Here is a 21,826-nt window from a genome sequence, read left to right as displayed (position 1 = left end):
CCACGCCATGACCGAACCGATTTCCTCCCTCACGCGCCGCCGCCTGCTCGCCACCTCGATGGCCTTCAGCGCCGCGTCGGCCGCCACCGGCGCCTTCGCCATGCTGCGCCCGCCTTCGGCCACCGGCCCCGACGACACCTCGGTGCGGCCCTTCCGCGTCGCCGTCGATCGCGAGGCGCTGGTCGACCTGCGCCGGCGCCTCGCCGCCACGCGCTGGCCCAGCGCCGAGACCGTGGCCGACACCTCGCAGGGCGTGCGCCTCGCCACCCTGCGTTCGCTGGTGCGCTACTGGGCCACCGACTACGACTGGCGCAAGGGCGAGGCGCGGCTCAATGCCGTACCACAGTTCGTGACCACCATCGACGGCCTCGACATCCAGTTCGCCCACATCCGCTCGCGCCACGCCGATGCCATGCCGCTGATCATGACCCACGGCTGGCCCGGCTCCATCTTCGAGTTGCTCAAGGTCGTGGGCCCGCTGACCGACCCCACCGCGCACGGCGGCCGCGCCGAGGATGCCTTCCATCTCGTCCTGCCCTCGCTGCCGGGCTTCGGCTTCTCGGGCCAGCCCGAGGCCACCGGCTGGGACTCCAACCACATCGCGCGCGCCTGGGGCGTGCTGATGGCGCGGCTGGGTTACAAGCAGTTCGTCTCGCAGGGCGGCGACTGCGGCTCCGTGATCTCGCACCGCATGGCGATCCAGAAGGTGCCGGGCTTGATCGGCATCCACGTCAACATGCCCGGCACCGTGCCCGCCGAGATCGCCGCCATCCTCGCCGCGGGCGGCCCCGCGCCCGCCGGCCTGCTGCCGAAGGAACGCGCCGCCTTCGACAAGCTCGACGACTTCTACAGGAACAGCTCGGGCTACTCCGCCATGATGGTCACGCGCCCGCAGACCCTGGGCTACGCCCTCGCCGACTCACCCGTGGGCCAGGCCGCCTGGATCTACGACAAGTTCGCGACCTGGACCTATTCGGGCGGCGTGCCTGAGCGCGTGCTCCCGCGCGACGAGATGCTCGACGACATCTCGCTGTACTGGCTCACCAACAGCGCGACCTCGGCGGCGCAGATCTATTGGGAGGACCACTCGAACAACTTCAATGCGGTGGATATCTCGCTGCCCGCGGCCGTGACGGTGTTTCCGGGCGAGATCTATCAGGCGCCGCGCAGTTGGGCGGACCGCGCCTATCACAAGCTCGTCTATTGGAACGAGGTCGACAACGGCGGGCACTTCGCGGCCTGGGAACAGCCGGAGCTGTTCAGCCGGGAGGTGCGGGCGGCGTTCAGGTCGTTGCGCTGAGCCGGGCGCGCGGGCCCTGTCGTCAATCCGCCGCGTGCGGACTGGGCCCGCGTTCGACCAGCGTGCGCAGCGCCATCTGCGTACGCGTTCCTTCCACGCCCTCGACCTCGTGGATGCGTGCCAGCAGCACTTCCAGCGCCTGTGCATCGCGCGTGCGCACCTTCAACAGCAGGCCGCTGTCGCCGGTGACGATGTGGATCTCCTCGATATCGGGAAGCGATTCGAGCGCCGCAACCTGGCGGGCACGCTTCACGGTACTGGTGATCACCTGCACGAAGCACAGCAGCGGCCGCCCCAGCTTCGCGCCATCGAGGCGCGCCACGGTCGCGAGGATCACCCCGTCGCGTTTGAGCCGCTTCACCCGCTCGTGCACCGCGGGCGCCGACAGGTGAAGCAATTCGCCCAGCGCGGCATAGCTGAGCGTGCTGTCGTTCGCGAGAAGCCCTAACAGTCTTCGGTCGACGGCGTCCAGGCGGGCGGGTGCCTTGCTCTCCGGTTGAAGCTGGTTCGTATTTTTGGCCATGGTCCTGAAAGCGCTAGGGCAGCTGAATGATGTTCGGGAGAATAAGCCAAAGACAGAACATCATTCGGTGAACAACATGCCTGCACTATCGGACCTCGCCCTTCCTCCCTCGGCATCAGAGGGAGCCCCACCCAGCCGCCTGCTCGGAGCGGTGCCACCGGAAGCATGGGCGCGGGTCCTGTCTCGCATGAGCCCGATCGGCCATTCATCGCGCGAACAACGCCCCGTGGACGTGATCGATCACGCCAGCGCCGAGTCGCTTCGCGCGATCGGCGTGCCCGCGGGAGCCCGGCCGCTGGAAGAGGTGATCGACCAGATGCTGGACGAGATCTACCCCTGGCGTGCGCGCATGGACCATCCCCGGTTCCTGGCCTTCATTCCGGGACCGTCTTCGCCGCTGTCGGCGCTGGGCGACTACTTGACCGCCGTTCACAACATCCACGCCGGCAGCTGGCTGCAGAGCTCGGGGGCCAGCGTCATCGAGGCGGCGCTGATTCAATGGCTGGCGGCGCAGGTCGGGCTCCCGCCTTCGGCTGGCGGCCTGTTCGTGTCGGGGGGCTCCATGGCCAACCTGACGGCGCTTGCGATGGCACGCGATTTCAAGCTCGAGCCGGCGCAGCGCCTGCAAGGCGTTGTCTACGTCTCGGAGCAAACGCATTCATCCGTTGCCAAAGGTCTGAAGATCCTCGGGCTGCTGCCGCATCAGATCCGCCGCATGCCCACCGATGCCGCGTTCCGCATGGACATGACGGCCCTGGCGGCCGCGGTCGAGCAGGACATCTCCGATGGGCTCAGGCCTTTCGCCGTGGTGGCGAGCGCGGGCACGACGAATACCGGCAGCATCGATCCACTGCGACGGATTCGCGCACTGTGCGACGCACACGACATGTGGATGCACGTAGATGGCGCGTACGGTGCATCCGCCGCGCTGTCGCCATCGCATCGGGGTTTGCTCGACGGCATCGGCGAAGCCGACAGCCTGAGCTGGGATGCGCACAAGTGGCTGTTCCAGACCTACGGCTGCGGGATGGTCTTCGTGCGTCAGCGCAAGCACCTCTCACAGGTCTTCCATACCCGACCCGAATACCTGCTCGATGCGCACGCCGACACCGACGCCGACCAGATCAATTTCTGGGACCTCGGCGTCGAACTCACCAGACCGGCACGCGCACTGAAGCTGTGGCTCACCTTGCAGGTGCTGGGGTCGGACGCCATGGGCGAGGCGATTGCGCATGGTTGCCGATTGGCAACCTGGGCTCAGGACGAGCTCGAGAAGGATCCTCGCTGGGACATCGTGTCGCCCGCGCAGTTGGGCATCGTCACCTTCCGCATGACGGATGCGGCCATGAGCCCGGAGGCGCTCGATGCGCTGAACAGCGAGATTTCATCGCGGGCACTTCAGGAGGGCTTTGCGACGGTGTTGACGACACGCTTGCGCAATCGAACCGTGCTGCGAATCTGTGCCATTCATCCGGATGCCACTGAGAGCGACATGCGGGAGACGATTCGGATGCTGTCGTCATGCGCCGACGCGGTGCTCGCTTCAGGCGTTCATATCTACAAATCCTTTTCTTAACGAACCACCGGCCGTGCCCTTGAGCCGGTCGCTAACCAGGGAAGCTTTATTTGCCCGTGATGCGACGTAAGACTGAATAAGGGAACCCCGGCGCGTCTCGATCTATAGCCCTTCTCCGTCCGCACCACACTGAGTGTGACAAATCCGCGCCGCCCCAATCGCACCCGCCCCACTCTCCTCTGCCACGGCGTCACGCCACCACCAACGGCAACGTCAACCGCGCCTCCAACCCTCCAGTACGCCGGTTCTGCAGCAACAACTCCCCCTGCATCGACCGCGCCAACCGCCGCGCAATCGCCAGCCCAAGCCCAGACCCAGGCTTGTCCTCCTGCCCCTGCCGCCCCCGCACCCACGGCGCGAACACCGCATCGATCTGCGCCGGCTTGATCCCCGGCCCCGAATCCACCACCGCCAGCACCAGCCGTTGCGCATCGACGTGTGCGCACACCCGCACGTCGCTGCCATAACGCAACGCGTTGTCGATCAGGTTCGCCAGCACGCGCCGCAGCGCGAGCGGGCAGGCGACCACAGGCTGGCCGATGCGGCCGTCGAGTGCGATGGCACGGCCGGCGTCGCGGTAGCCGCGCACGAGGTTGTCGAGCAGGCCGTCGGCATCAACGCGCTGCAGTGGCTCGGCCACGCTGCGCTGCAGGCGCGCGCTGGCGACGCTGGCCTCGACCAGCTCTTGCATCTCGGCGAGATCGCGCTGCATCGCTTCGCGCAGCGCGGGGTCGTCGAGCATCTCACAGCGCAGGCCCATGCGGGTGAGCGGGGTGCGCAGGTCGTGGGCATAGGCGGCCTGCACGTCGAGGTGCTCGGCCTCGCGTTCGACGCGGCGGCGCCGGCCCTTGTTGATGGCGCGTGCCAGCCGCGCGATGGCGCGCGGGCCGCTCTCGGGCAGTTCGGGCATGCGGGCATCGCCGCCGTGCGACTCGAGGGCGCGGGCGATGCGCACGGCGCCGGCGCGGTAGGCCAGGACCTCGAGGCCGAGGCAGACACCGATCAGCGCGAGCACGACGAGCACTGACACGCCGAGGATCCACAGCAGGCCGTCGTCGATGCTGCAGACCATGGGCGCGAGCGTGGCGGCGTGCGTGTTCTGGCCGAGGGCGGCGAGCGCCAGCGCGCGGGCGGCGTACAAGGCCAGGCCCTGCGTGCGCGGAACCGCCTTGGCAGGTGTTGCGGATGCGAGGGCGATGGGTGTCTGAAGGCTGCGGGGTCATCTGGAATCTCCTGTCGCCGACGCACCGGCCGGCATGGAAGCGATGACATCACGCGAGGTGGGCCGCCCACCATCGCACCAGCGTTCGCCCAACCCCTACGAAGGTTTGCCCCCGGCATGCGCGCGGCTGGCGCGGCAAGAGACGATGGCGCGGGCGACGCGCCTCAGCGCCGCGCCGCGGCGTCGTGCAAGGCGTGCCGGATCCAGGCCTCGAGTTCGGCGGCGTCGATCGGTTTCTCGATCAGGCACAGCGCGGTACTGGCGCGCACGCGCTCGCGCGTGCGCGCCGAGGCATAGGCGGTGATGAACAGCGTGGGCACGCGCAGGCCGTCGCGGTCGAGGCGCTCGAGCAGTTCGATGCCGTCCATGGCCTCCATGCGGATGTCGCACACGAGGCAGCGGGTCTGCCGCTGCAGGCCCGAGGCCAGGAAGTCCATTGCCGATTCGAACGCGCGCGTCTCCCAGCCGAACGAGCGCACCAGGCTGCTGGTGGCGGCGCGCACGAAGGGGTCGTCGTCGACGATGGAAACGAGATCGATGGCTGACAGGGACAAGAGGCTTCCCGTTCTCTACCGGGCTTGGGACGAAGGCGCAGGACACGCGGGCACGACCCGGGCTTGCAGAATACCGGCGGCACGGTGCGGCGCCATCATCTCTAGGTATGGTGCGCGACGGCCGGCTGCACGCGCGGCAGGCCCTGCACGACGCCGAGCGCTTCCATCTTGCGCACCAGCTCGGCGACCGAGCGCGATTCCATTTTGCGCATGGCCTGGCCTCGGTGGATCTTCGCGGTGATCTCGGCAATGCCCATGCGGTCGGCGATCTGCTTGTTCATGAGGCCCGAGGCCACGTGCTGCACCACCTCGCGCTCGCGCGGCGTGAGCAGGGCCCAGCAGTCGCGCGAGGCCTGGAGCGCGCGGTCGGTGTCGAGCCGCCTGGCGTCGGCATCCAGCGCGGCGGCCACGGCGTCGAGCATGTCCTGGTCGCGAAAGGGCTTGGTGAGGAAGTCGACGGCGCCGGCCTTCATGGCGCGCACGGTCATCGCGATGTCGCCATGGCCGGTCATGAAGATGATCGGCATGTGCGGCCGGCCGGCCTCGCGCAGGGCCTGCTGGAACGCAAGGCCGCTCTGGCCGCGCAGGCGCACGTCGAGCACCAGGCACGAGGGCCCGGACGCGCGCGGCGCGGCCTGGAATTCCTCGGTGGTGGCGAAGGCGCGCACCTCGAGGTCGACCGAGCGCAACAGGCTGCCGATGGCGGCGCGCACCAGGTCGTCGTCGTCGACGACGAACACCACGCGCGCGTCGCCGGCCAGCGGAGCGCCCGGGGATCTGGTGAGGAGGCTTTGGGAAGAGGTCATGGGGCGAGGCCAGGTTCGGACAGGGGCAAGGTGAAGACGGCGCGCGTGCCCGCGGGCTCGCGCCGCGACAGCGACAAGGTGCCGCCATGCGCGTCGAGGATCGATTTGCAGATCGCCAGGCCCATGCCCATGCCGTCGGCCTTGGTCGTGAACAAAGGCTTCAGCAGGTGCTCGCCCGCTTCGTCGCCGATGCCGGTGCCGGCGTCGTCCACGGTCACGCGCACCCGGCCCTCGCCATCGCCACCACAGCTCAGGCACAGCGGACGCGGGCCTGGCGGCAGCGAAGCCATGGCCTCCGCGCCGTTCATCAGCAGGTTGACCACCACCTGCTGCAACTGCACGCGGTCACCGTGCACGAGCACGGCCGCCTCCAGGCCGCGCAGCTCGAGCGCCACGCCGAGCGTGTCGAGCGGGCCGGCCACCAGCACGGCCGCTTCGCGCAGTGCCTCGTTGAGGTCGAAGGCCGCGAGCCGCGGCTCGGCATTGCGTGCCTTGGCGCGCAGGGCCTGGATGATGCTGCGCGCGCGCAGCGCGCTCTTGCCGATGTGGGCGAGCATCTCGCGCGCCTCGGCGATGTCGGGCGGGCTGCGGTCGAGCCAGCGCAGCGCGGCGCTCGCGGAGGTGTCGACGGCGGCGATCGGCTGGCCGACCTCGTGCACGATCGACGCGACCAGTTCGCCCATGGCCTTGAGCCGGGTCGCGCGCTCGAGGTCGGTGAGCGCGCCGCGCAACTGCTCCTCGGCGCGGGCGCGCTGGCGGTTCTGGTCGACCAGCTCCTCGTACAGGCGCGCGTTCTCGAGCGCGAAGGCGGCCTGCGAAGCGATCACCTCGAGCACCTCGGCCTTGGCCGGCGTGAACACGTGCGAGGCGAGGTTGTTCTCGAGGTAGAGCACGCCGACCAGGCGCGCATGGCGCATCAGCGGCACGCACAGCACCGAGCGCGGCCGGCGCCGGCGGATGTAGTCGTCCTGCGCGAACGAAGCGTTCTCGCGCGCATCGTCGATCACCATGTGCTGCTGGGTGCGCGCGACGGCCTGCACGATGCCGAGCGGCAGAACGTCGGGACCGAAGGCCGCGGCCTCCTGCGTGACGGCGATCGTGCCGTCGACCACCGAGGCCCGGGCGCGCAATTGCCAGGCGTCTTCGCGCAGCAGCGCCAGCGTGCCGTGCTCGGCACCGGCGTTCTCGAGCGCGGTGCGCAGCAGGGTGTCGACCAACCGCTCGGGCACGATCTCGCTGGCCAGCGCGTTCGAGATGCGCAGCACGGCCTGCGCATCGAGCGCCTGCAGCCGGCTGCCGGCGCCCACCTGCTCGTCGCTCTCGAACAGGCCCGGGTACTCGGCCTGCAGCAGTCGCACCTTGGCCATGGCGCCCCAGCGCTGCCAGGCGCCGCGCGCATGCCGCAGGTTGCCGTAGGCCGACAGCTCGTCGCCACGCGCCGCATGGAAGGCACCGGCGCGTTCGGCCGCCAGCGCCTCCACCTGCGTGAATCCGTGCCGGCGCGCATGCGTCACGGCGCGCGCATAGGCCTCGACCGCGGCAGCGGGATCGCCGTCGATGCGAAGACGCTCCGCGCGCACCAGCTCGTGCCGCGCGAGAAAGTTGCCGGGGCAGGCCAGCGCCCAGGTCTCGAGCTGGGCCAGGTCGCGCCGCAGCGCGGCCTGCTGTGCAGGGTCGCGCTCGGGCAGCGCGAGCAGCGCCAGCGCGCCGTAAAACGGCAGGTCGCCACTCTCGGCGAAGGTGCGTGCCGAATCGGCGCAGGCCTCGGCGCGCCGGCGCGCCTCGAGTGCCTCGTCGAGCCGGCCGAACAGCAGCGCGGCCTGCAGGCGATAGACCCAGAACGCGAAGTCCACGAGCGTGGCGGGATCGCCCTCGCGCGGCACGCGCGGCTGCGCCTGCGGGTCGCCGTCGCTGCCGTCCTGCAGTTGCGACAGCAGCTGCTTCTGCGCGAGCAGCGCGTCGATCACGAGCTGGAAGTTGGCATCGCGCGCAATCGCCAGGCCGCGCTCGACCGTGTCGCGCACGTCGCCCAGCAGCTCGCCCGCGAACAGCATGCCCGTGGCCTGGTTGCGCCCGCAGTAGATCGCGAAGGTGTGGTCGCCGCTCGCCACAGCGAGCTCGTAGGCGCGCCGGATGTAGTCGCGTGCCGCGCGCGCGGGCTGCGACCACGGAACGACCATGGTGCCGAAGGTCATGTAAACCCGGCCGCGGTAGCGCGCGAGGCCGCGCTCGTCGACCAGGTGCAGCGCGAGCGCGCCGAACTCGCGCGCCGTGGCGTAGTCGCCGTAGCGCACGCCGAACACCTGCGTCATGCAGACGTAGCCGTCGGCCGAGGCATCGGCATGGCCGTGCGCGATGCCCAGCCGCGCCATGTGCAGCAGGATCAGGTCGACCAGGTTCTGGTCGGTGTAGAGCGCGGGTGGGATCAGGTCGGCAAAGATGTCGGTGATGGCGCGGCGCAGCGGGTCGGCCACGATCGGCAACTGCCGGAAGGCGGCCATGCCGTGGCGGTCGATCCAGGCCTGCAGGGCCGCATGCTCGCGGTCCACCGCGGTGGCATCGGGCTGGCGCGGCAGCTCGATGCCGGCCTTGCGCAGGAAGGCCAGGCCGACGTCGAGCGCGCGGTCGAAGCGGCCCAGCGTGGTGTAAAGCGCCGCGCGCAGGCGCGTGAGATCGGCGGCGAAGATGCCCTCGCCCGCAACCTGCTCGAGCGCTGCCAGCCGTGCCTCGGCCACCTCGAGCGCACCGGTCATGAACTCGGCCTCGCCGCACAGGGCGCGTGCATGCAGGCCATCTTCGCTCGCGTCGTCTTCGCTCAGGAAGGCCAGTGCGGCGCGGAAGAAGCCGAGCGCCGAATGATGGGCGGTGGCGGCCTTGGCCTGCCGGCCGGCCTCGAGGTTGAGCCGCGCGAAGGCACGCCGCTCCTCGGGCGCGTCGACGGCCGGGCGCGCGAGGCTGGCCTGCACGGCGAGCGTGAAGCGCTGCGACGGCGCGCCTTGATGCGCGCTCTGGTGCGTGCCCTGATTCGCGATCTGGCGGCGCACGATCTGCAGGTGCAGGCCCGGACGCTCGCCGGCCGCGAGCGAGAGGTAGGCGGCTTCGCGGATGCGGTCGTGCCAGAACACCCAGTCCTCGCCCTCGCGGTGCACGCTGCCGGCCTCGAGCGCGGGTTCGAGCACCGCATCGAGCGCACGGACCGCCTCGGCGCCGGGCGCCAGGCCTATGGCCACCGCGAGCGACTCGGCCGAGGCACGGTGGCCGAGGCAGGCCATGACGCGCAGCGCTGCTTGCGCGGACGCGGGCAGCAGCTCGAAGCGGCGCGCCATCAGCTCGGCCACGTTGTCCACGCCCGGATGCGAGGCAAGGCGCTCGAGGCTCCAGCGCCATGCGGCGCTGTCCGCGTCATAGACGAGCACGCCGTCATCGGCCAGAAGGTGCAGCAGGTGGTGCGCAAAGAGCGGATTGCGTCCGGTCTTGTGGCCGATGGCGCGCGCCAGTTCGTCGACCTCGTCGGGTGCCTGCTGCAGCGCCTGCGCGATCATCTCGCGCAGCGCGGCTTCGTCGAGCGGGCCGAGTTCGATGCGCGCGGCGCCGGGCACCTGGGCCAGCGGGCCGGCGCGCAGCGGATGGTCCTCGGCGACCTCGCCCGCGCGGTAGGCGCCCACCAGCAGCAGGGCCGCGTCCTCGTGCTGGTGCAACAGGCGCTCGAGCACCTGCAGGGTGCCGGCATCGGCCCACTGCAGATCGTCGAGCAGGATCACGAGTGGCCGCGCCGAGCTCGCGAAGCAGGCCAGCAACCGCGCCATGCCCTGCAGCACGCGTTCGCGCTCGAGCCCGGGAGCGGCGTCGGGCGCATCGGGCGCCTCGGGCTGCGCGCCGAGCACGACGGCGAGCGCGGGCAGCAGTCCCGCGAGCGTGCGGTCGACCGGCTTGGCCGCGGCGGCGATGCGGCGGCGCCAGAGCGCGAACTCGTCCTCGGCGCAACCGAGCACGAACTGCAGCAGCTGCTCGAGCACGTCGACCACCAGCGCATAGGGCCGGCCGCGGCGCCCCTCCTCGCTCTTGGCCGTGGCCAGCAGCGGCGCGCACGACTGTTGCATGCGCAGCATGGCCTCGCGCAGCAGCGTCGACTTGCCGATGCCCGAGTGGCCCGAGACCCAGGCCACGCGCGAGCGCGCATCGAGCGCAACGCCGCGGTACAGCGCGAGCAGCGCCTCGAGCTCGGCATCACGGCCCAGCACGCGCGTGAGGCGCGGCAGCCGGCGCAGCGCCGAGTGCGCATCGAGCGCGAAGCGCGGATGCTGCCGCGCTCGCGCAGCAGGGTGTCGCACCGGCGCAGGTCGGCCAGCACGCCAGCGGCGTCTGCGTAGCGCTGCTCGGGCGCCTTCTCGAGCAGCTTCATGATCAGCAGCGAGAGCTGCTCCGGCACATCCGCCACCAGCTCGCCCGGCGCGCGCGCGGTGCGGGTTGCATGCGCATGGACGCGTGCCGCGGCATCCTCGCCCTGGAACGGCGGGCGGCCCGTCAGCAGCTCGTAGAGCACGCAGCCCAGCGAATAGAGATCGGCGCGCGCGTCCACGCGCAGGTTCATGCGCGCACCCAGCTCGGGCGCCATGTAGTGGAAGCAGTCCTCGTCCCAGGCGGCCTCGCCGTGATCGGGCGCGCCCTCTGCGTCCGACATGGTGGCGGCATGGCCGAAGCCGGTGAGGCAGGCCCGGCCGTCGGGCACGAGCAGCAGGCGGTCGGGCGTGATCGCGCGATGCAGCACGCCGGCCGCGTGCATCGCGCCGACGGCGGCGACCAGCCGCAGCGCGAGATCGAGGAAGGCGGCAGTGTCGCTGGCGCCCGCGCTCGCGCCGCTGCCGCGCAGGGTCTCGCCGCCCGGGTCGCGCAGCACCAGCAGCGCGCCTTCGCCGTGCGGCATCAGCGCGACGGGAAGCGCGGCCCAGTCGTCGCGCAGCACATGGCGCAAGCCGTACTCGCGCTGCAGCAGCGCGGCCGCGGCCGGCGTGGCCTGGCCCCGGCCCGCGACCAGCGAGGTGGGCCCGGCGCCCGCTCGCGCGCGTTCGAGCCGCGGCATGCCGCCGCTGAGTTCGCGAAAGTCCTGGAACGGCATGGCCTGCCGTTCGAGCGGATCGGGCGCCGCCACCGGGTTGCGTTCACCGAGTTCCTGATCCTGCATGGTGTGAGCCTCCTGCGTTGAGCGGGCCGCCGCGGCGGCCGTGCGATGCAGATGCGCCGTCCATGTTTCGGTGTCCCTCGGCTGCTTCTGACTGTCGGCTTCGATTGGAACCGCGCTGGTCGCGCAGCGACGGCGGCTGGCGTTGGCGGGTGTTAGGCGTTGTTAGGCAGGGGCGCCGAAGCGGGGTTTTGGCGCCCCGGCATGAAAAGTAATGTGCTCATGGGCCGCCTGGACACACAGGCATACAGAGGCAAGGGAGCCAACGCGGCAGCGCCCCTAGATTCAGCGCCATCGGCCGATGCCGACGACCCTCCTCCCCCTGTTCAAGCAAGGAAAGACACCATGACCACGATCTCCCGCCGCCTCGGCGCCACCCTCCTCGCCGGCGCCTTCGGCCTCGCCGCCCTCGCGCCGTTGGCCACCTTCGCGCAGCCCGCGCCTGGCACGCCGGCGCCCAAGCCCACCATCGTGCTGGTGCACGGCGCCTTCGCCGACTCGTCGAGCTGGGACGGCGTGGTGCGCGACCTGCAGAAACGCCACTACCCCGTGATCGCGGCCGCGAACCCGCTGCGCGGTCCGGCCTACGACGCGGCCTCGGTCGCCGCCGTGGTCGATTCGGTGAAGGGGCCCGTGGTGCTCGTGGGCCACTCGTATGGTGGCTCGGTCATCACGGCGGCCGCCAACGGCAAGCCCAACGTGAAGGCGCTGGTCTACGTGGCGGCCTTCGCACCCGAGGCCGGCGAAACCGCGCTCGGCCTCACCGGCCAGTTCCCGGGCAGCACGCTAGGCCCGACGCTGGCGCCGCCGGTGCCGCTGGCCGACGGAGGCAAGGACCTCTACATCGACCAGGGCAAGTTTCCCGCGCAGTTCGCCGCCGACGTGCCGCTGGCCCAGGCGCGCCTGATGGCCGTGGGTCAGCGCCCGATCGCCGAGGCCGCGCTCAACGAAGCGGCGCGGGCGCCGGCCTGGAAGTCGGTGCCTTCGTGGTTCGTCTACGGTGACCGCGACAAGAACATTCCGCCGGCCGCGATGGCTTTCATGGCCGAGCGCGCGCATGCGAAGAAGACGGTGGTGGTCAAGGGCGCGTCGCATGTGGTGATGACCTCGCAGCCCGAGGCGGTCACGCGCGTGATCGTCGAGGCCGCGGGCGGTTGAGAAGGAGAACGCCATGAACGACATAAACATCGAAAAAGGCATTAACGGCGCGAAGACGGCACTGGTGTTCGGCGGGGCACGCGGCATCGGGGCCGCCGCCGTGCAGCGCCTCGCGGCCGACGGCCATGCCGTGGCCTTCACCTACGTGTCGCGCCCCGACAAGGCCAGCGAACTCGTGGCATCGGTGGAATCCGGCGGCGCGCAGGCGCTGGCGATCGAGGCGGACAGCGCAGATCCCGCGGCGATCCGCCACGCCGTGGCGCGCGCGGTCGAGCGCTTCGGCAGCATCGACGTGCTGGTGGTCAACGCCGGCCTGTTGCGCATGGGCACCATCGACACGGTGAGCCTCGAGGACCTCGACCGCATGCTCGACGTGAACGTGCGCGGCGTCTACCTCGCGATCCAGGCCACGCTGCCGCATCTGCGCGACGGCGCGCGCGTCGTCACGATCGGCAGCAACGTGGCGATCCGCACCGGCCTGGCCGGCGCGAGCGTCTACCAGCTGACGAAGACCGCGGTCGCGGGCCTCGTCAAGGGCGTGGCGCTCGACCTCGCGCCGCGCGGCATCACGGTCAACAACGTCCAGCCCGGCCCGACCGACACCGACATGAATGCCGGCGCGATCGACGCGCTGGCCGGCATGAGCCCGCTCAAGCGGGTCGCGCAGCCGCGCGAGATCGCGGGCCTGATCGCCTATCTGGCGAGCGACGAGGCCCGCTACGTGACCGGCGCGAGCTTCACGATCGACGGCGGGCTCACGCTCTGAAGACTACGGCGCGACTTCACTCGAGCTGGATGTCGGCCCGCTTGATCAGCGCATTCCATCGCGCCTCCTCCGCCGCGATGTGCGCGCCGACCTGCGCCGTGGTTGCGGGCCGCGACAGCTCGACGCCGCCCACGGGCTTGACCTTGCCGTAGAAGGCATCGCTGCCCACGACCTTGTTGGCCGCGGCGTTGAGCTTGGCGAGCACATCGGGCGGCGTCTTCTTCGGGCCGACGAGCACGAAGTTGACCGTGGCCTTGAAGCCGGGCATGCCCGACTCCTCCATGGTGGGCAGCTCGGGGTAGGCCGGGTCGCGCTGGCTGGCAGCCAGGCCGAAGGCCTTGAGCTTGCCGGCGCGCACGTAGTCCATGGTGCCGGTCGGCAGGAAGGCGTAGGTCACGCGGTCGCTCATGAGGTCGAGCTGGACCTGGTTGGCGCCCTTGTAGGGCACGTGCAGGGTCTTGACGCCGAGCTCCTTGTTGAACATCTCCGCCATCAGGTGGATCGGCGTCGAGATCCCCGAGGAGCCATAGGAGTACTTCGACGGGTCGGCCTTGAGCAGCGCGACGAACTCCTTGAGCGTGGTGGCCGGCACGTTGGGCGCGGTCACGAGCATGAAGCCGATGGTCAGCACGTCGGACACCGGCGCGAAGTCGCCCACGCCCTGGTAGGGCAGGCTCGCGCGCAGCGAGGGCGCGACCACGGCCGGCAGGTTGGCGAAGAACAGGGTGTAGCCGTCGGGCGCCGCGCGCGACACGTAGCTGCCGGCGATGGTCTGGTTGGCGCCGGGCTTGTTGTCCACCAGCACCGGCGTGTTCGAGCGCAAGCGAGAACTCGCTGGCGAAGGCGCGCGCGACGATGTCGGTGGGGCTGCCCGCCACGAACGGGACCACGACGGTCACGGGCTTGGCGGGAAAACCCTGGGCCAGCGCCGCGGCGGGCCCGAGGGCCAGTGCGAGCGATCCGGCCAGCCGTCGAAGGAAGGTCTTGCGCGAAATGAAGGGTGGCATGTCGTCTCCGTTGTTCTGTGATGTCCGCGGCGGGCTTGCCCGGGCCCTGCGCAGAATATCGAGCCCCCCCGCGGCGTGCGCTCGTGGCGGCGCGCGAAAGTTCAACCCATGAAATTCCGCTGCCCACGGTGCGGCCAGGGCGCGGACCGGACGGCTATCGTCGCCACAGCATGACGACACCATCGATACAGCGGCCCTCGTCGCAGCTCCCGCCCGACGCCTGCGACTGCCACACGCACGTCTTCCTCGACGAGCGCGAGTTTCCGTTGCTGCCCGCGCGCCGCTACACGCCGCCACCGGCATCGATCGAGGCCCTGGCGCAATGGCACGACGCGCTCGGTATCGCGCGCGTGGTGATCGTGCAGCCCAGCGTCTACGGGCTCGACAACACGGCGACGCTGCAGGCACTGCGACAGCTGGGTCCGGCGCGGGCACGCGGCGTGGCGGTGATCGACGACGCCACCACCGACGCGCAATTGCAGTCGCTGGACGCGGCCGGCGTTCGCGGCGTGCGCGTCAACCTCGAGATCGACCGCGAGGGCGAGTCCCACCGCGCCACCACGCAGCTTCGGCGCACGGCCGAACGCGTGGCGCCGCTGGGCTGGCATGTGCAGGTCTATGCGAGCCTGCCGCTGCTGGCCGATTGCGCCGCGGCGATCCGCGAACTGCCGGTGCCGGTGGTGCTCGATCACTACGCGGGCGCGCAGGCGGTGGACGGTCCCGACGCCCCAGCGCTGGCTGCGGTGCTCGCGCTCGTCGAGGAGGGGAAGGCCTACGTCAAGCTCTCGGCCCCCTACCGCTGCAGCACGATGCCCGGCCATGCCGACATGGAAGCGCTGGCGCGCCGCTTCATCGGCTGCAACCCCGAACGCATGCTGTGGGGCAGCGACTGGCCGCATCCGCAGCCGGGCGCGGCCGCCTCGGCCACCGAGGTCAGCGCGCCGCACGCGGTCGACAACGCCGGCGTGCTCGCGCAGTTGCGGCAGTGGTCGCCGGACGCGCGGACCTTCGATCGCATCCTCGTGGACAATCCGGCGCGGCTCTATGGCTTCGGTGGCGACTGAGGAGCGAGCCGCGGTGTCTTCGCTGATCGCGCGCATCCCGCCATCGCAGAATGCATGGTTCGCGCCCGCCGCGCCCCTGTCCGGTGGGCCTCCCCCGCATCTGCCCGAGGAAGCACCGACGATGGACACCGACCAGCCGATCATCCAGGACGCATTCGCCGCCACCGCCCCCGAACGCCCCGGCACGCGCAGCCTGGGCCGCGCGATCAAGCTGATGCGCGTGGTCGCGTCGCGGCCGCAATTCGGCTGGCGGCTGTCCGACCTGGCCGTGGCCTGCGAGCTCGACAAGGCGACCGTGCACCGCATGCTGGCCTGCATGGTCGAGGAGCGCCTGGTGACGCAGCGCGCGGCCGACCGGCACTACCTTCCGGGGCCGCTGATGCACGAACTGGGACTGGCGCTGCCCGACCACCTGCTGTTCCAGCGCCGCGCCGAAGCGATGCTCGAAGCCTTCGCGCGCCGCATGCGCGGCATCGCGGTGCTGCTGCTGCGCAGCGGCAACGAGCATGTGTGCAGCGTGCGCCAGGGCCAGCTTCCGCTGACCGGCTCGGTGCTCTACCCGGGCGCGCGCCGGCCGCTGTTCACCACGGCGGGCGGGGTCGCGATCCTGCAGACGCTGGACGCGGCGCAGGCGCGCGCGGTGCTGCTCGACAACGTGGCGCAGGAAGTGGCGCGCTGCGGCTCCGGGCGGCTCGCCGCGCTGCAGCGCATGCGCGAGCGCTCCGACCGGCACGGCTTCGGCGTGAACCTCGGCGACGTGGTGCCCGGCATCCATGCCTTTGCGTCGCCGGTGCGCGGTGCCGATGGCCAGGCCTTCGCCGCGCTGTGCCTGCTCGGCACGCCCGAGCTCTATGGTGAGCAGCACCTGGCGCAGCTGCGCGGCGAACTCGAGGGCGCGGCCGCCGAGCTCGGCACGGAGGCGCGCGCTTTCAACCTCTGAGGCGCGGCGCCCTCCCCTTCGGGCGGCTGGCGGCGCGCTTCGCGTTTTCAACCGATCGAAGAAGGAGCGACGAATGACGCGGATATGCATCGTAGGCGCGGGGGCCGTGGGCGGCTATGTGGGCGCGCACCTGGCCAGGGCGGGGGTCGACACCACGCTGGTGGACGCCTGGCCCGAACACGTGGAGGCCATGCGGCGCGATGGCCTGCGCGTGAGCGGAATGAACGGCATGGACGGCGCGGGCGCGGTGCATGCGAAGGTGCGCGCGCTGCACGTGGGCGAGGTGGCGCAGCTTGCGCGCAAGGCGGCCTTCGACGTCGCCTTCATCGCCGTGAAGTCCTACGACACGGCCTGGGCCACGCAGCTGATCCTGCCGCTGCTGGCGCCCACGGGCTGCGTGGTGTCGCTGCAGAACGGCATCAACGAGGACAGCATCGCGGCCATCGCCGGCTGGGAACGCACGCTGGGCTGCTCGGTGAGCGCGCTGGCGGCGGAGCTGGTGGCGCCGGCCCGCATCGTGCGCAACTCGCCGCTGGGCGACGAGAAGAAATGGGGCATGCGCGTGGGCGAGCTGCACGGTCGCGTGACGCCGCGCGCCGAAGCGATCTCGGCGCTGCTCGCGCACGGCGACACCAGCCGGGTCACGACCAACCTCTGGGGCGAGCGCTGGTCCAAGCTCACGATCAACGCGATGCGCAACGGCGTGTGCGCGCTCACGGGCCTGAGCGGCAAGCAGCGCGATATGAACGAGGTGGCGCGCGAACTCACGATCCGGCTCGGCAGCTCGAGCATCCGCGTGGGCCGCGCGCTGGGCCTCGCGCTCGAGCCGGTGGGCGGACTCGACCTCGACCTGCTGGCGCGCGCGGAGGAAGACGCCGCGGCGCGCGACGCGATCACGCGCATGATCCTCGAGGTGGCGAACTCGCGCAGCGACGGCCAGCGGCCCTCGATGGGCCAGGACATCCAGAAGGGCCGGCGCACCGAGACCGAGTACATCAACGGGCTGGTGGCGCGGCGCGGCGAGGAGGTCGGGGTGGACGTGCGCTACCACCGGCGCGTGAACGAGATCATTGGGCGCATCGAGCGCGGCGAGCTGGTGCCGAGCCCGGATCTGCTGGCGGACGTCATGGCCTGAGGGGCCGGCCGTTCTATGCCGCGTCGGAGCGCGGCCGTCGCACCAGCACCTCGCTGGCCTCGACGCGGTAGCGCGTCGCATCGAATGCCAGGCCAGGCAAAGCCGCGAGGTCGGCGCGGAATTCCTTCATGTGGGGCGTCTCGAAATGGGCCTGCAGGGCGCCGTCGTCATCCCACAGCTCGCTGAGCCATGCACGCCCCGCCACCTGCGCGTCGAACCCGATGGCGTAGTGGCGGCAGCCCGGCTCCGCGCGCGTGGCGCGTTCGAGCCTCATGCCCAGTTGCCGCAGGCGTTCGGCGGCCCGAGGCTCGACCTCGATATGCCCGAGCACCGCGATCATGCGTCGCTCCCTTCGAGCGCGGCGGCATGCGCCACGGCCTCGATCTCGATCAGCCATTCGGGCCGCACCAGGCGCTTGACCACGACGAAGCTGCTGGCCGGCGGCCGCTGCGTGTTCACGAAGCGGTCGCGCACGACGACCACCGAGCGCAAGGCCACCTGGGGCACGCGCTCGTCGCAGAAGTAGTTGAGCTTGACGAGGTCGGCCATCGAGGCGCCGACCGCTTCGAGCGCATGCTGGATGTTGAGGAAGCACTGCTGCAGCTGCGCGGTGAAGTCGCCTTCGCCGACCAGCGCGCCATCGGCATCGCGCGCGGCCTGGCCCGACACGTGGATGAGGCGGCCGCCCCGGGACTGCACCACGTGCGAGTAACCCACCGGTGGCGGCAGGGTGGCGGGGTTGTGGAACAGCGTGGCGCTTGGTGCATGGGTCATCGGGAGCGGTCCTTTCAATGGCGGTGGAAACATCGGCCCATCTGGGGGCCGCCACCATTGCAAGGGCTCGAGTGCACTGGAGGTCAAGCACTTTCGCGCGCCGGAGGCGACGCGGAAAACCCGCCTGGTGCTGCGCCCGCGGCTGGCCGGCATCGACGCAGCCGCAAGGAGACAGAGCTGGCGCTCGTCTGGCCGAAGATCAGGCGTCTTTCTTGTCGTCCTCGGCCTTCTCTGCCTTTTCGGCTTTCTCTGGCGTCTTGTGCTCGGCCAACCCCGGCTCGTGAAGCTTCGGGTTCTTCACCTCCTTCATCAGCTTCTCGCCCTCGGTGTCGCGGCCATCGGTCGGCACCGACTCCTCGCTGCCGACATCGGGTTCCTCGCGCGAGAGCGGCTCGGTGTTCTCTGCATGTTCGGCGCTGCGGGTGCTGGCTGGCATGGGGACCTCCTTGTACGGATGAAACCATCAGCCTCGCCAGCGGTCACGGCGCGGCACGCCATCCTTCGGCGACAGCGCATGCAGGACATTGGCCATGGTCGGCCGGTGCTTCGTTACTTCTTGAGCAAGGTCACGACGCCGGTGACCACCGACACGATCGCCGTCACGATAGGCGTGACCAGCGTGATGAAGTCGCGGATGCGCTCGGTGTACTGGCGCAGCCGCTGCGCCCTGCCTGGCGCCGGCGAACCGTCGGTGAGCGCGCTCGCGAGGCGGTGCGAGAGCCGGTCGATGCCGCGGTTGCGGCGATGGAACACCAGCAGGCCGGTGAAGATGCCGGTGATGTGGCTGAACGCGATGCTCGTCACGTAATAGAGGATCTCGCGCCATTCGCGCGCGCCCCGCGGCATCAGCGGCACGTCATCGGCATAGGCGATGACGGCCGCCATGCCGAGCACCGACAGCACGGCGATGGCCACGGCCATCAGCAGCTGGTAGGGCAGCCGCACCCTGAACAGCGCGACGAACAGCATGCCCAGGCCCAGCGGCAGGATCACGGACGCCACGCGCAGGTACAGCTCGTTGAGGTCGAGCAGCACGATGGTCACGGCATGCATCGCGACCAGGCACAGCACGGGCAGCACGAGGAACAGCAGCACCGAGCCGATGCCGGGGCGCTGGGGTTGTGCCGGGGTTGGCGGGATCGCGGGCTCGGCCGCTTCCGGTGCCGGGAGCACCGGCGCGGCCGGCGCAGTCGGCGCGGCAGCGGCGCTGCGCAATGCGCTCAGCGCACCCTCGAGTTCCGCGACCCGCCGCGACAGCGCCTCGAGCTCGCGCCGCAGCGGTGCGAAGAAGAACAGGTCGCGCCCGCAATGCCGGCATGCCAGCGCCTGCTTGGCGATGGGCTCGGCGCAGTAGGGACAGGCGACGGTGCGCGGCGTATCCGGTGCGTCCGGCGAGGTGGCGGCAACGCCCATGCGGCCTACTGCGCCTTGAACTGGATCAACTTGCTGCTGACGCGCCCCTCGGTGTCGCCGACCTGCACACGCAGCTGGTGTTCGCCCGCTGGCACGCGCGCGGCGTCGATCGCGATGCCGGCGTCGCTGATGTAGGGCCGCACGCGCTCGGTGAGATCGACCACCGGTTCCTTCATGTACTGCACCTTCACCGTCTTCGGATCGATCACGACGCCGCCGCGCGGCTTGAAGCCGATCTTCAGCGTGACCGCCTCGCGGCCGGCCTCGGTGCTCGGGCTCGCGACCTCGATGCCGGGGCCGCGCGTGAGACCGGCGCGCTTGTTCTCGAGATAGGCCGAAGGCAGCTTCGCCTCGGCATCGGTGATCAGCTCGAGGCTGGAGGCGACCTGGCAGTACGCCGCGCCGCAGAGCAGGAAGACCAGGGGTGTGAACTTTCCTCTAAACATCGATTGCCTCGCCATTCGCCATTGCCGAAGACGAAAGTCTCGCGCCATCGCAGCGGGCCGCGCGCTACGAAAGCTCGTAGTCGTGCAGCGGCGCCGGCGCCCTTAGCTTCGGGGCATCCACCGCGCGAAAGATGCCATTGCCCACGTCGCTCCACCGCCTCCTGCTTTCACTGCTTCTGCTGCCGCTGGCCACTGCGGCCGCGCCGCCGTTTCCGCCGCTGGGCCCGGCCTATACGGAAGTCGGCGGCCTCGTCCGCGAATCCGACGCGTTCGACAAAGCCGGCCGCTTTCGCGACAGCGACGAACGGCTTCGCCGCGCGCTGCAGCAATTGCCGCGCGAGCAAGCCGCTTCGCTGTCGATGGAGGCCTTCCTCGCGAAGGACCTGATCCTCGGCCGGCTCGCCGACACCAGCGATGCGCGCGCCGACGATGCCGCGCTGCTGGCCTGGCTCGAACAGCGCGCGGCCTGGCGCGATGCCTTCTGGGGCCGCGAGGCCAATGCGGCGCTGTCGGGCCGCAACGCACTCGCGCTGCAGTTGTGCAAGGTCGGCCGCTGCCGCGAGGCGCTCGCGCTGCAGGAAGAGATCTACCGCCTCACCTTGAAGTCGGCCGGCCCGGCCGCGCGCAACACGCTGGTCGCGCGCCACAACCTCGCGGGCACGCTCGGCGAATCGGGCCGCTACGGCGAGGCGCTGGCGATCGGCGAGGAACTGGCCGCGGCCGCGCAGGCGCAATGGGGCGCCGAGGATCCGACAACCCTGCGCATGCGCAATGCGGTGGCGGTGAACCTCACCGACCTCGGCCGTTTCGCCGAGGCGCTGAAGCTGCACGAGCAGGTCTACGAAGCGCGCCGTCGCGTGCTGGGCGCGCAGGCACCGGACACGCTGAGTTCGCTGGCCAGCCTGTCGGCCACCTACTCGGCGCTGTACCGCCACCGCGAGGCCCTGGCCTATGCGCAGCGCGTGCACGAACTCACGGCCGCCGCCCATGGCGACGCCGATCCGCGCAGCGCGCGGGCCGCGAGCGCCGAGGCCATCGAGCTGCGCCGCATGGGCCGGCTCGGCGCGGCGCACGAGAAGGCGCGCATGGCCTGGACCCAACTCGCGGCCGTGCGCGGCGCGGGCCATCCCGACACGCTCTACGCGCTCAACGTCTACGCGAGCGTGCTCGAGGCGCAGGGCCGGCACGAAGAAGCGGCGCAGCGCTCGCGCGAGGCGCTCGACATCCGCGTCGCGCTGATGGGCGAGCAGCATCCGTTGACGCTGGCCGCGGTGCACAGCCTGGGTCGCTCGGTGTTGTCGGCCGGCGATGCGAACGAGGCGCTCGCGCTGTTCGAGCGCGCGCACGAGGGCCGGCGCGCGCTGCTCGGCGACGCGCATCCCGAGACGCTGCTGTCGCTGATCGAGCGCATGGGCGCCGCGCTGGCGGCCGACCGGCTCGACACGGTGAAGCCGCTGATGCCGCGGTTCCAGCGCGACGTGGAGTCGCTGCGCGCACAGCATGGCCTGAGCGTGAAGAGCCGGCGTGCGCTGTTCGAACGCTATGTGGAGGGCTATCGCCACCACGCGCTGGCCAGCGTGCGCGACGGCGAGAACGCGCGGGCCTTCGAGATCGCGGAGCTGTCGAAGGCGCGCACCCTGATCGAGAGCACGGCGCTGCAGCAGGCCAACCGCGGCCGGCTGCTCCCCGCGAAAGAACAGGAGGCGGTCGACCGGCACGAGGCCGAGCTGGCACGCATCGACCGCAGCCTCGACGAGACTGGTGCGCAGGTCGACCGGCGCCAGACGCTGGAGGCCGAGCGCAACCGCGTGGTGCTGTCCTATGCCGACCTGCAGCGGCGGCTGCGCGCGCAGCATCCGAAGTACGCGCAGCTGTCGCAGCCGCACATCGCCTCGCTGGCCGATGCGAAGCGACTGCTGCCGGCCGACAGCGTGTTCGTGAGCTATCTGCTCGATGGCGACCG

18 protein-coding genes and 2 pseudogenes are annotated in these 21,826 nt (G+C 70.8%); 8 read left to right on the top strand and 12 right to left on the bottom strand.

The features are described 5' to 3' along the window. Positions 1 to 7 precede the first annotated feature (7 nt). Positions 8 to 1,300 carry an epoxide hydrolase family protein gene (locus ACHMXE_RS07880; protein WP_395345344.1) on the top strand — a complete coding sequence of 431 codons (1,293 nt, stop codon included), beginning with the start codon at positions 8 to 10 and terminating at the stop codon, positions 1,298 to 1,300. Positions 1,301 to 1,322: 22 nt separating this feature from the next. On the opposite strand, the gene ACHMXE_RS07875 is transcribed toward ACHMXE_RS07880, so the two are convergent. Beyond that, on the bottom strand, positions 1,323 to 1,823 hold the full coding sequence (locus ACHMXE_RS07875) for an Lrp/AsnC family transcriptional regulator (protein ID WP_395345341.1): 501 nt from the start codon (positions 1,821 to 1,823) through the stop codon (positions 1,323 to 1,325). A 187-nt stretch (positions 1,824 to 2,010) separates the two neighbouring features. Between ACHMXE_RS07875 and ACHMXE_RS07870 the strand changes: the two genes are divergently transcribed. Next, positions 2,011 to 3,399 carry a pyridoxal phosphate-dependent decarboxylase family protein gene (locus ACHMXE_RS07870; RefSeq protein ID WP_395345338.1) on the top strand — a complete coding sequence of 463 codons (1,389 nt, stop codon included), beginning with the start codon at positions 2,011 to 2,013 and terminating at the stop codon, positions 3,397 to 3,399. A gap of 190 nt (positions 3,400 to 3,589) precedes the next feature. Here the strand turns inward: ACHMXE_RS07870 and ACHMXE_RS07865 are convergent, their stop codons facing one another. From ACHMXE_RS07865 to ACHMXE_RS07845, 5 genes and pseudogenes are all read right to left on the bottom strand, one after another. Beyond that, positions 3,590 to 4,540 (bottom strand): ATP-binding protein, encoded by a 951-nt coding sequence (locus ACHMXE_RS07865; protein WP_395345335.1) that lies wholly within the window; start codon positions 4,538 to 4,540, stop codon positions 3,590 to 3,592. Between the two features lie 245 nt (positions 4,541 to 4,785). Beyond that, positions 4,786 to 5,175, bottom strand: a complete 390-nt coding sequence (locus tag ACHMXE_RS07860) for a response regulator transcription factor (RefSeq protein WP_395345332.1) — start codon at positions 5,173 to 5,175, stop codon at positions 4,786 to 4,788. 101 nt (positions 5,176 to 5,276) lie between these two features. After that, entirely contained in the window at positions 5,277 to 5,981 is a 705-nt protein-coding gene (locus ACHMXE_RS07855) for a response regulator transcription factor (protein ID WP_395345330.1), read from the bottom strand. Then, on the bottom strand, positions 5,978 to 10,312 hold the full coding sequence (locus tag ACHMXE_RS07850; RefSeq protein WP_395345327.1) for an AAA family ATPase: 4,335 nt from the start codon (positions 10,310 to 10,312) through the stop codon (positions 5,978 to 5,980). The genes ACHMXE_RS07855 and ACHMXE_RS07850 overlap by 4 nt, the downstream gene beginning before the upstream one ends. 92 nt (positions 10,313 to 10,404) lie before the next feature. Next, positions 10,405 to 10,764, bottom strand: a pseudogene (locus ACHMXE_RS07845) (protein kinase); the annotation flags it as partial. A 741-nt stretch (positions 10,765 to 11,505) separates the two neighbouring features. On the opposite strand from ACHMXE_RS07845, the gene ACHMXE_RS07840 reads away from it, so the two are divergent. Both ACHMXE_RS07840 and ACHMXE_RS07835 read left to right on the top strand, forming a co-directional pair. After that, the gene (locus tag ACHMXE_RS07840; RefSeq protein ID WP_203207984.1) at positions 11,506 to 12,318 is read left to right on the top strand and encodes an alpha/beta fold hydrolase; all 813 of its coding nucleotides are present in this window, start codon (positions 11,506 to 11,508) and stop codon (positions 12,316 to 12,318) included. Between the two features lie 13 nt (positions 12,319 to 12,331). Next, positions 12,332 to 13,084: an SDR family oxidoreductase gene (locus ACHMXE_RS07835; protein ID WP_203208416.1), complete on the top strand. Its 753-nt coding sequence runs from the start codon at positions 12,332 to 12,334 to the stop codon at positions 13,082 to 13,084. A gap of 16 nt (positions 13,085 to 13,100) precedes the next feature. On the opposite strand, the gene ACHMXE_RS07830 is transcribed toward ACHMXE_RS07835, so the two are convergent. Then, positions 13,101 to 13,907, bottom strand: a complete 807-nt coding sequence (locus ACHMXE_RS07830; RefSeq protein WP_395345323.1) for a Bug family tripartite tricarboxylate transporter substrate binding protein — start codon at positions 13,905 to 13,907, stop codon at positions 13,101 to 13,103. 354 nt (positions 13,908 to 14,261) lie between these two features. Between ACHMXE_RS07830 and ACHMXE_RS07825 the strand changes: the two genes are divergently transcribed. From ACHMXE_RS07825 to ACHMXE_RS07815, 3 genes are all read left to right on the top strand, one after another. Then, entirely contained in the window at positions 14,262 to 15,155 is an 894-nt protein-coding gene (locus ACHMXE_RS07825; protein ID WP_395345320.1) for an amidohydrolase family protein, read from the top strand. A 121-nt stretch (positions 15,156 to 15,276) separates the two neighbouring features. Next, on the top strand, positions 15,277 to 16,095 hold the full coding sequence (locus ACHMXE_RS07820) for an IclR family transcriptional regulator (RefSeq protein WP_395345317.1): 819 nt from the start codon (positions 15,277 to 15,279) through the stop codon (positions 16,093 to 16,095). A gap of 73 nt (positions 16,096 to 16,168) precedes the next feature. Next, positions 16,169 to 17,230: a ketopantoate reductase family protein gene (locus tag ACHMXE_RS07815; RefSeq protein WP_395345315.1), complete on the top strand. Its 1,062-nt coding sequence runs from the start codon at positions 16,169 to 16,171 to the stop codon at positions 17,228 to 17,230. A 13-nt stretch (positions 17,231 to 17,243) separates the two neighbouring features. Here the strand turns inward: ACHMXE_RS07815 and ACHMXE_RS07810 are convergent, their stop codons facing one another. The 5 genes from ACHMXE_RS07810 to ACHMXE_RS07790 form a co-directional block, all read right to left on the bottom strand. Then, entirely contained in the window at positions 17,244 to 17,570 is a 327-nt protein-coding gene (locus tag ACHMXE_RS07810; RefSeq protein WP_395345312.1) for a putative quinol monooxygenase, read from the bottom strand. After that, positions 17,567 to 18,004, bottom strand: coding sequence for a RidA family protein (locus tag ACHMXE_RS07805; RefSeq protein WP_395345309.1), 438 nt, complete (start codon positions 18,002 to 18,004; stop codon positions 17,567 to 17,569). The genes ACHMXE_RS07810 and ACHMXE_RS07805 overlap by 4 nt, the downstream gene beginning before the upstream one ends. Positions 18,005 to 18,203: 199 nt before the next feature. Further along, positions 18,204 to 18,440, bottom strand: coding sequence for a hypothetical protein (locus tag ACHMXE_RS07800; protein WP_395345306.1), 237 nt, complete (start codon positions 18,438 to 18,440; stop codon positions 18,204 to 18,206). A gap of 113 nt (positions 18,441 to 18,553) precedes the next feature. After that, positions 18,554 to 19,417: a zinc ribbon domain-containing protein gene (locus tag ACHMXE_RS07795; RefSeq protein ID WP_395345303.1), complete on the bottom strand. Its 864-nt coding sequence runs from the start codon at positions 19,415 to 19,417 to the stop codon at positions 18,554 to 18,556. A gap of 5 nt (positions 19,418 to 19,422) precedes the next feature. Continuing rightward, positions 19,423 to 19,863, bottom strand: coding sequence for a hypothetical protein (locus ACHMXE_RS07790; RefSeq protein ID WP_395345300.1), 441 nt, complete (start codon positions 19,861 to 19,863; stop codon positions 19,423 to 19,425). 131 nt (positions 19,864 to 19,994) lie between these two features. Between ACHMXE_RS07790 and ACHMXE_RS07785 the strand changes: the two are divergent. Further along, positions 19,995 to 21,188, top strand: a pseudogene (locus tag ACHMXE_RS07785) (tetratricopeptide repeat protein); the annotation flags it as partial. Between the last annotated feature and the right edge of the window lie 638 nt (positions 21,189 to 21,826).

Source organism: Variovorax sp. UC122_21 (genome assembly GCF_044056785.1).
GTDB lineage: Bacteria > Pseudomonadota > Gammaproteobacteria > Burkholderiales > Burkholderiaceae_C > Variovorax.
This window is presented reverse-complemented; position numbering and strand designations above follow the sequence as displayed.

Coding starts and splice junctions, on each gene's coding strand:
- ACHMXE_RS07880 (WP_395345344.1), top strand. CDS start 8: ATGACCGAACCGATTTCCTCCCTCACGCGCCGCCGCCTGCTCGCCACC.
- ACHMXE_RS07875 (WP_395345341.1), bottom strand. CDS start 1,823: ATGGCCAAAAATACGAACCAGCTTCAACCGGAGAGCAAGGCACCCGCC.
- ACHMXE_RS07870 (WP_395345338.1), top strand. CDS start 2,011: ATGAGCCCGATCGGCCATTCATCGCGCGAACAACGCCCCGTGGACGTG.
- ACHMXE_RS07855 (WP_395345330.1), bottom strand. CDS start 5,981: ATGACCTCTTCCCAAAGCCTCCTCACCAGATCCCCGGGCGCTCCGCTG.
- ACHMXE_RS07840 (WP_203207984.1), top strand. CDS start 11,506: ATGACCACGATCTCCCGCCGCCTCGGCGCCACCCTCCTCGCCGGCGCC.
- ACHMXE_RS07835 (WP_203208416.1), top strand. CDS start 12,332: ATGAACGACATAAACATCGAAAAAGGCATTAACGGCGCGAAGACGGCA.
- ACHMXE_RS07825 (WP_395345320.1), top strand. CDS start 14,262: ATGACGACACCATCGATACAGCGGCCCTCGTCGCAGCTCCCGCCCGAC.
- ACHMXE_RS07820 (WP_395345317.1), top strand. CDS start 15,277: ATGGACACCGACCAGCCGATCATCCAGGACGCATTCGCCGCCACCGCC.
- ACHMXE_RS07815 (WP_395345315.1), top strand. CDS start 16,169: ATGACGCGGATATGCATCGTAGGCGCGGGGGCCGTGGGCGGCTATGTG.
- ACHMXE_RS07810 (WP_395345312.1), bottom strand. CDS start 17,570: ATGATCGCGGTGCTCGGGCATATCGAGGTCGAGCCTCGGGCCGCCGAA.
- ACHMXE_RS07805 (WP_395345309.1), bottom strand. CDS start 18,004: ATGACCCATGCACCAAGCGCCACGCTGTTCCACAACCCCGCCACCCTG.
- ACHMXE_RS07800 (WP_395345306.1), bottom strand. CDS start 18,440: ATGCCAGCCAGCACCCGCAGCGCCGAACATGCAGAGAACACCGAGCCG.
- ACHMXE_RS07795 (WP_395345303.1), bottom strand. CDS start 19,417: ATGGGCGTTGCCGCCACCTCGCCGGACGCACCGGATACGCCGCGCACC.
- ACHMXE_RS07790 (WP_395345300.1), bottom strand. CDS start 19,863: ATGTTTAGAGGAAAGTTCACACCCCTGGTCTTCCTGCTCTGCGGCGCG.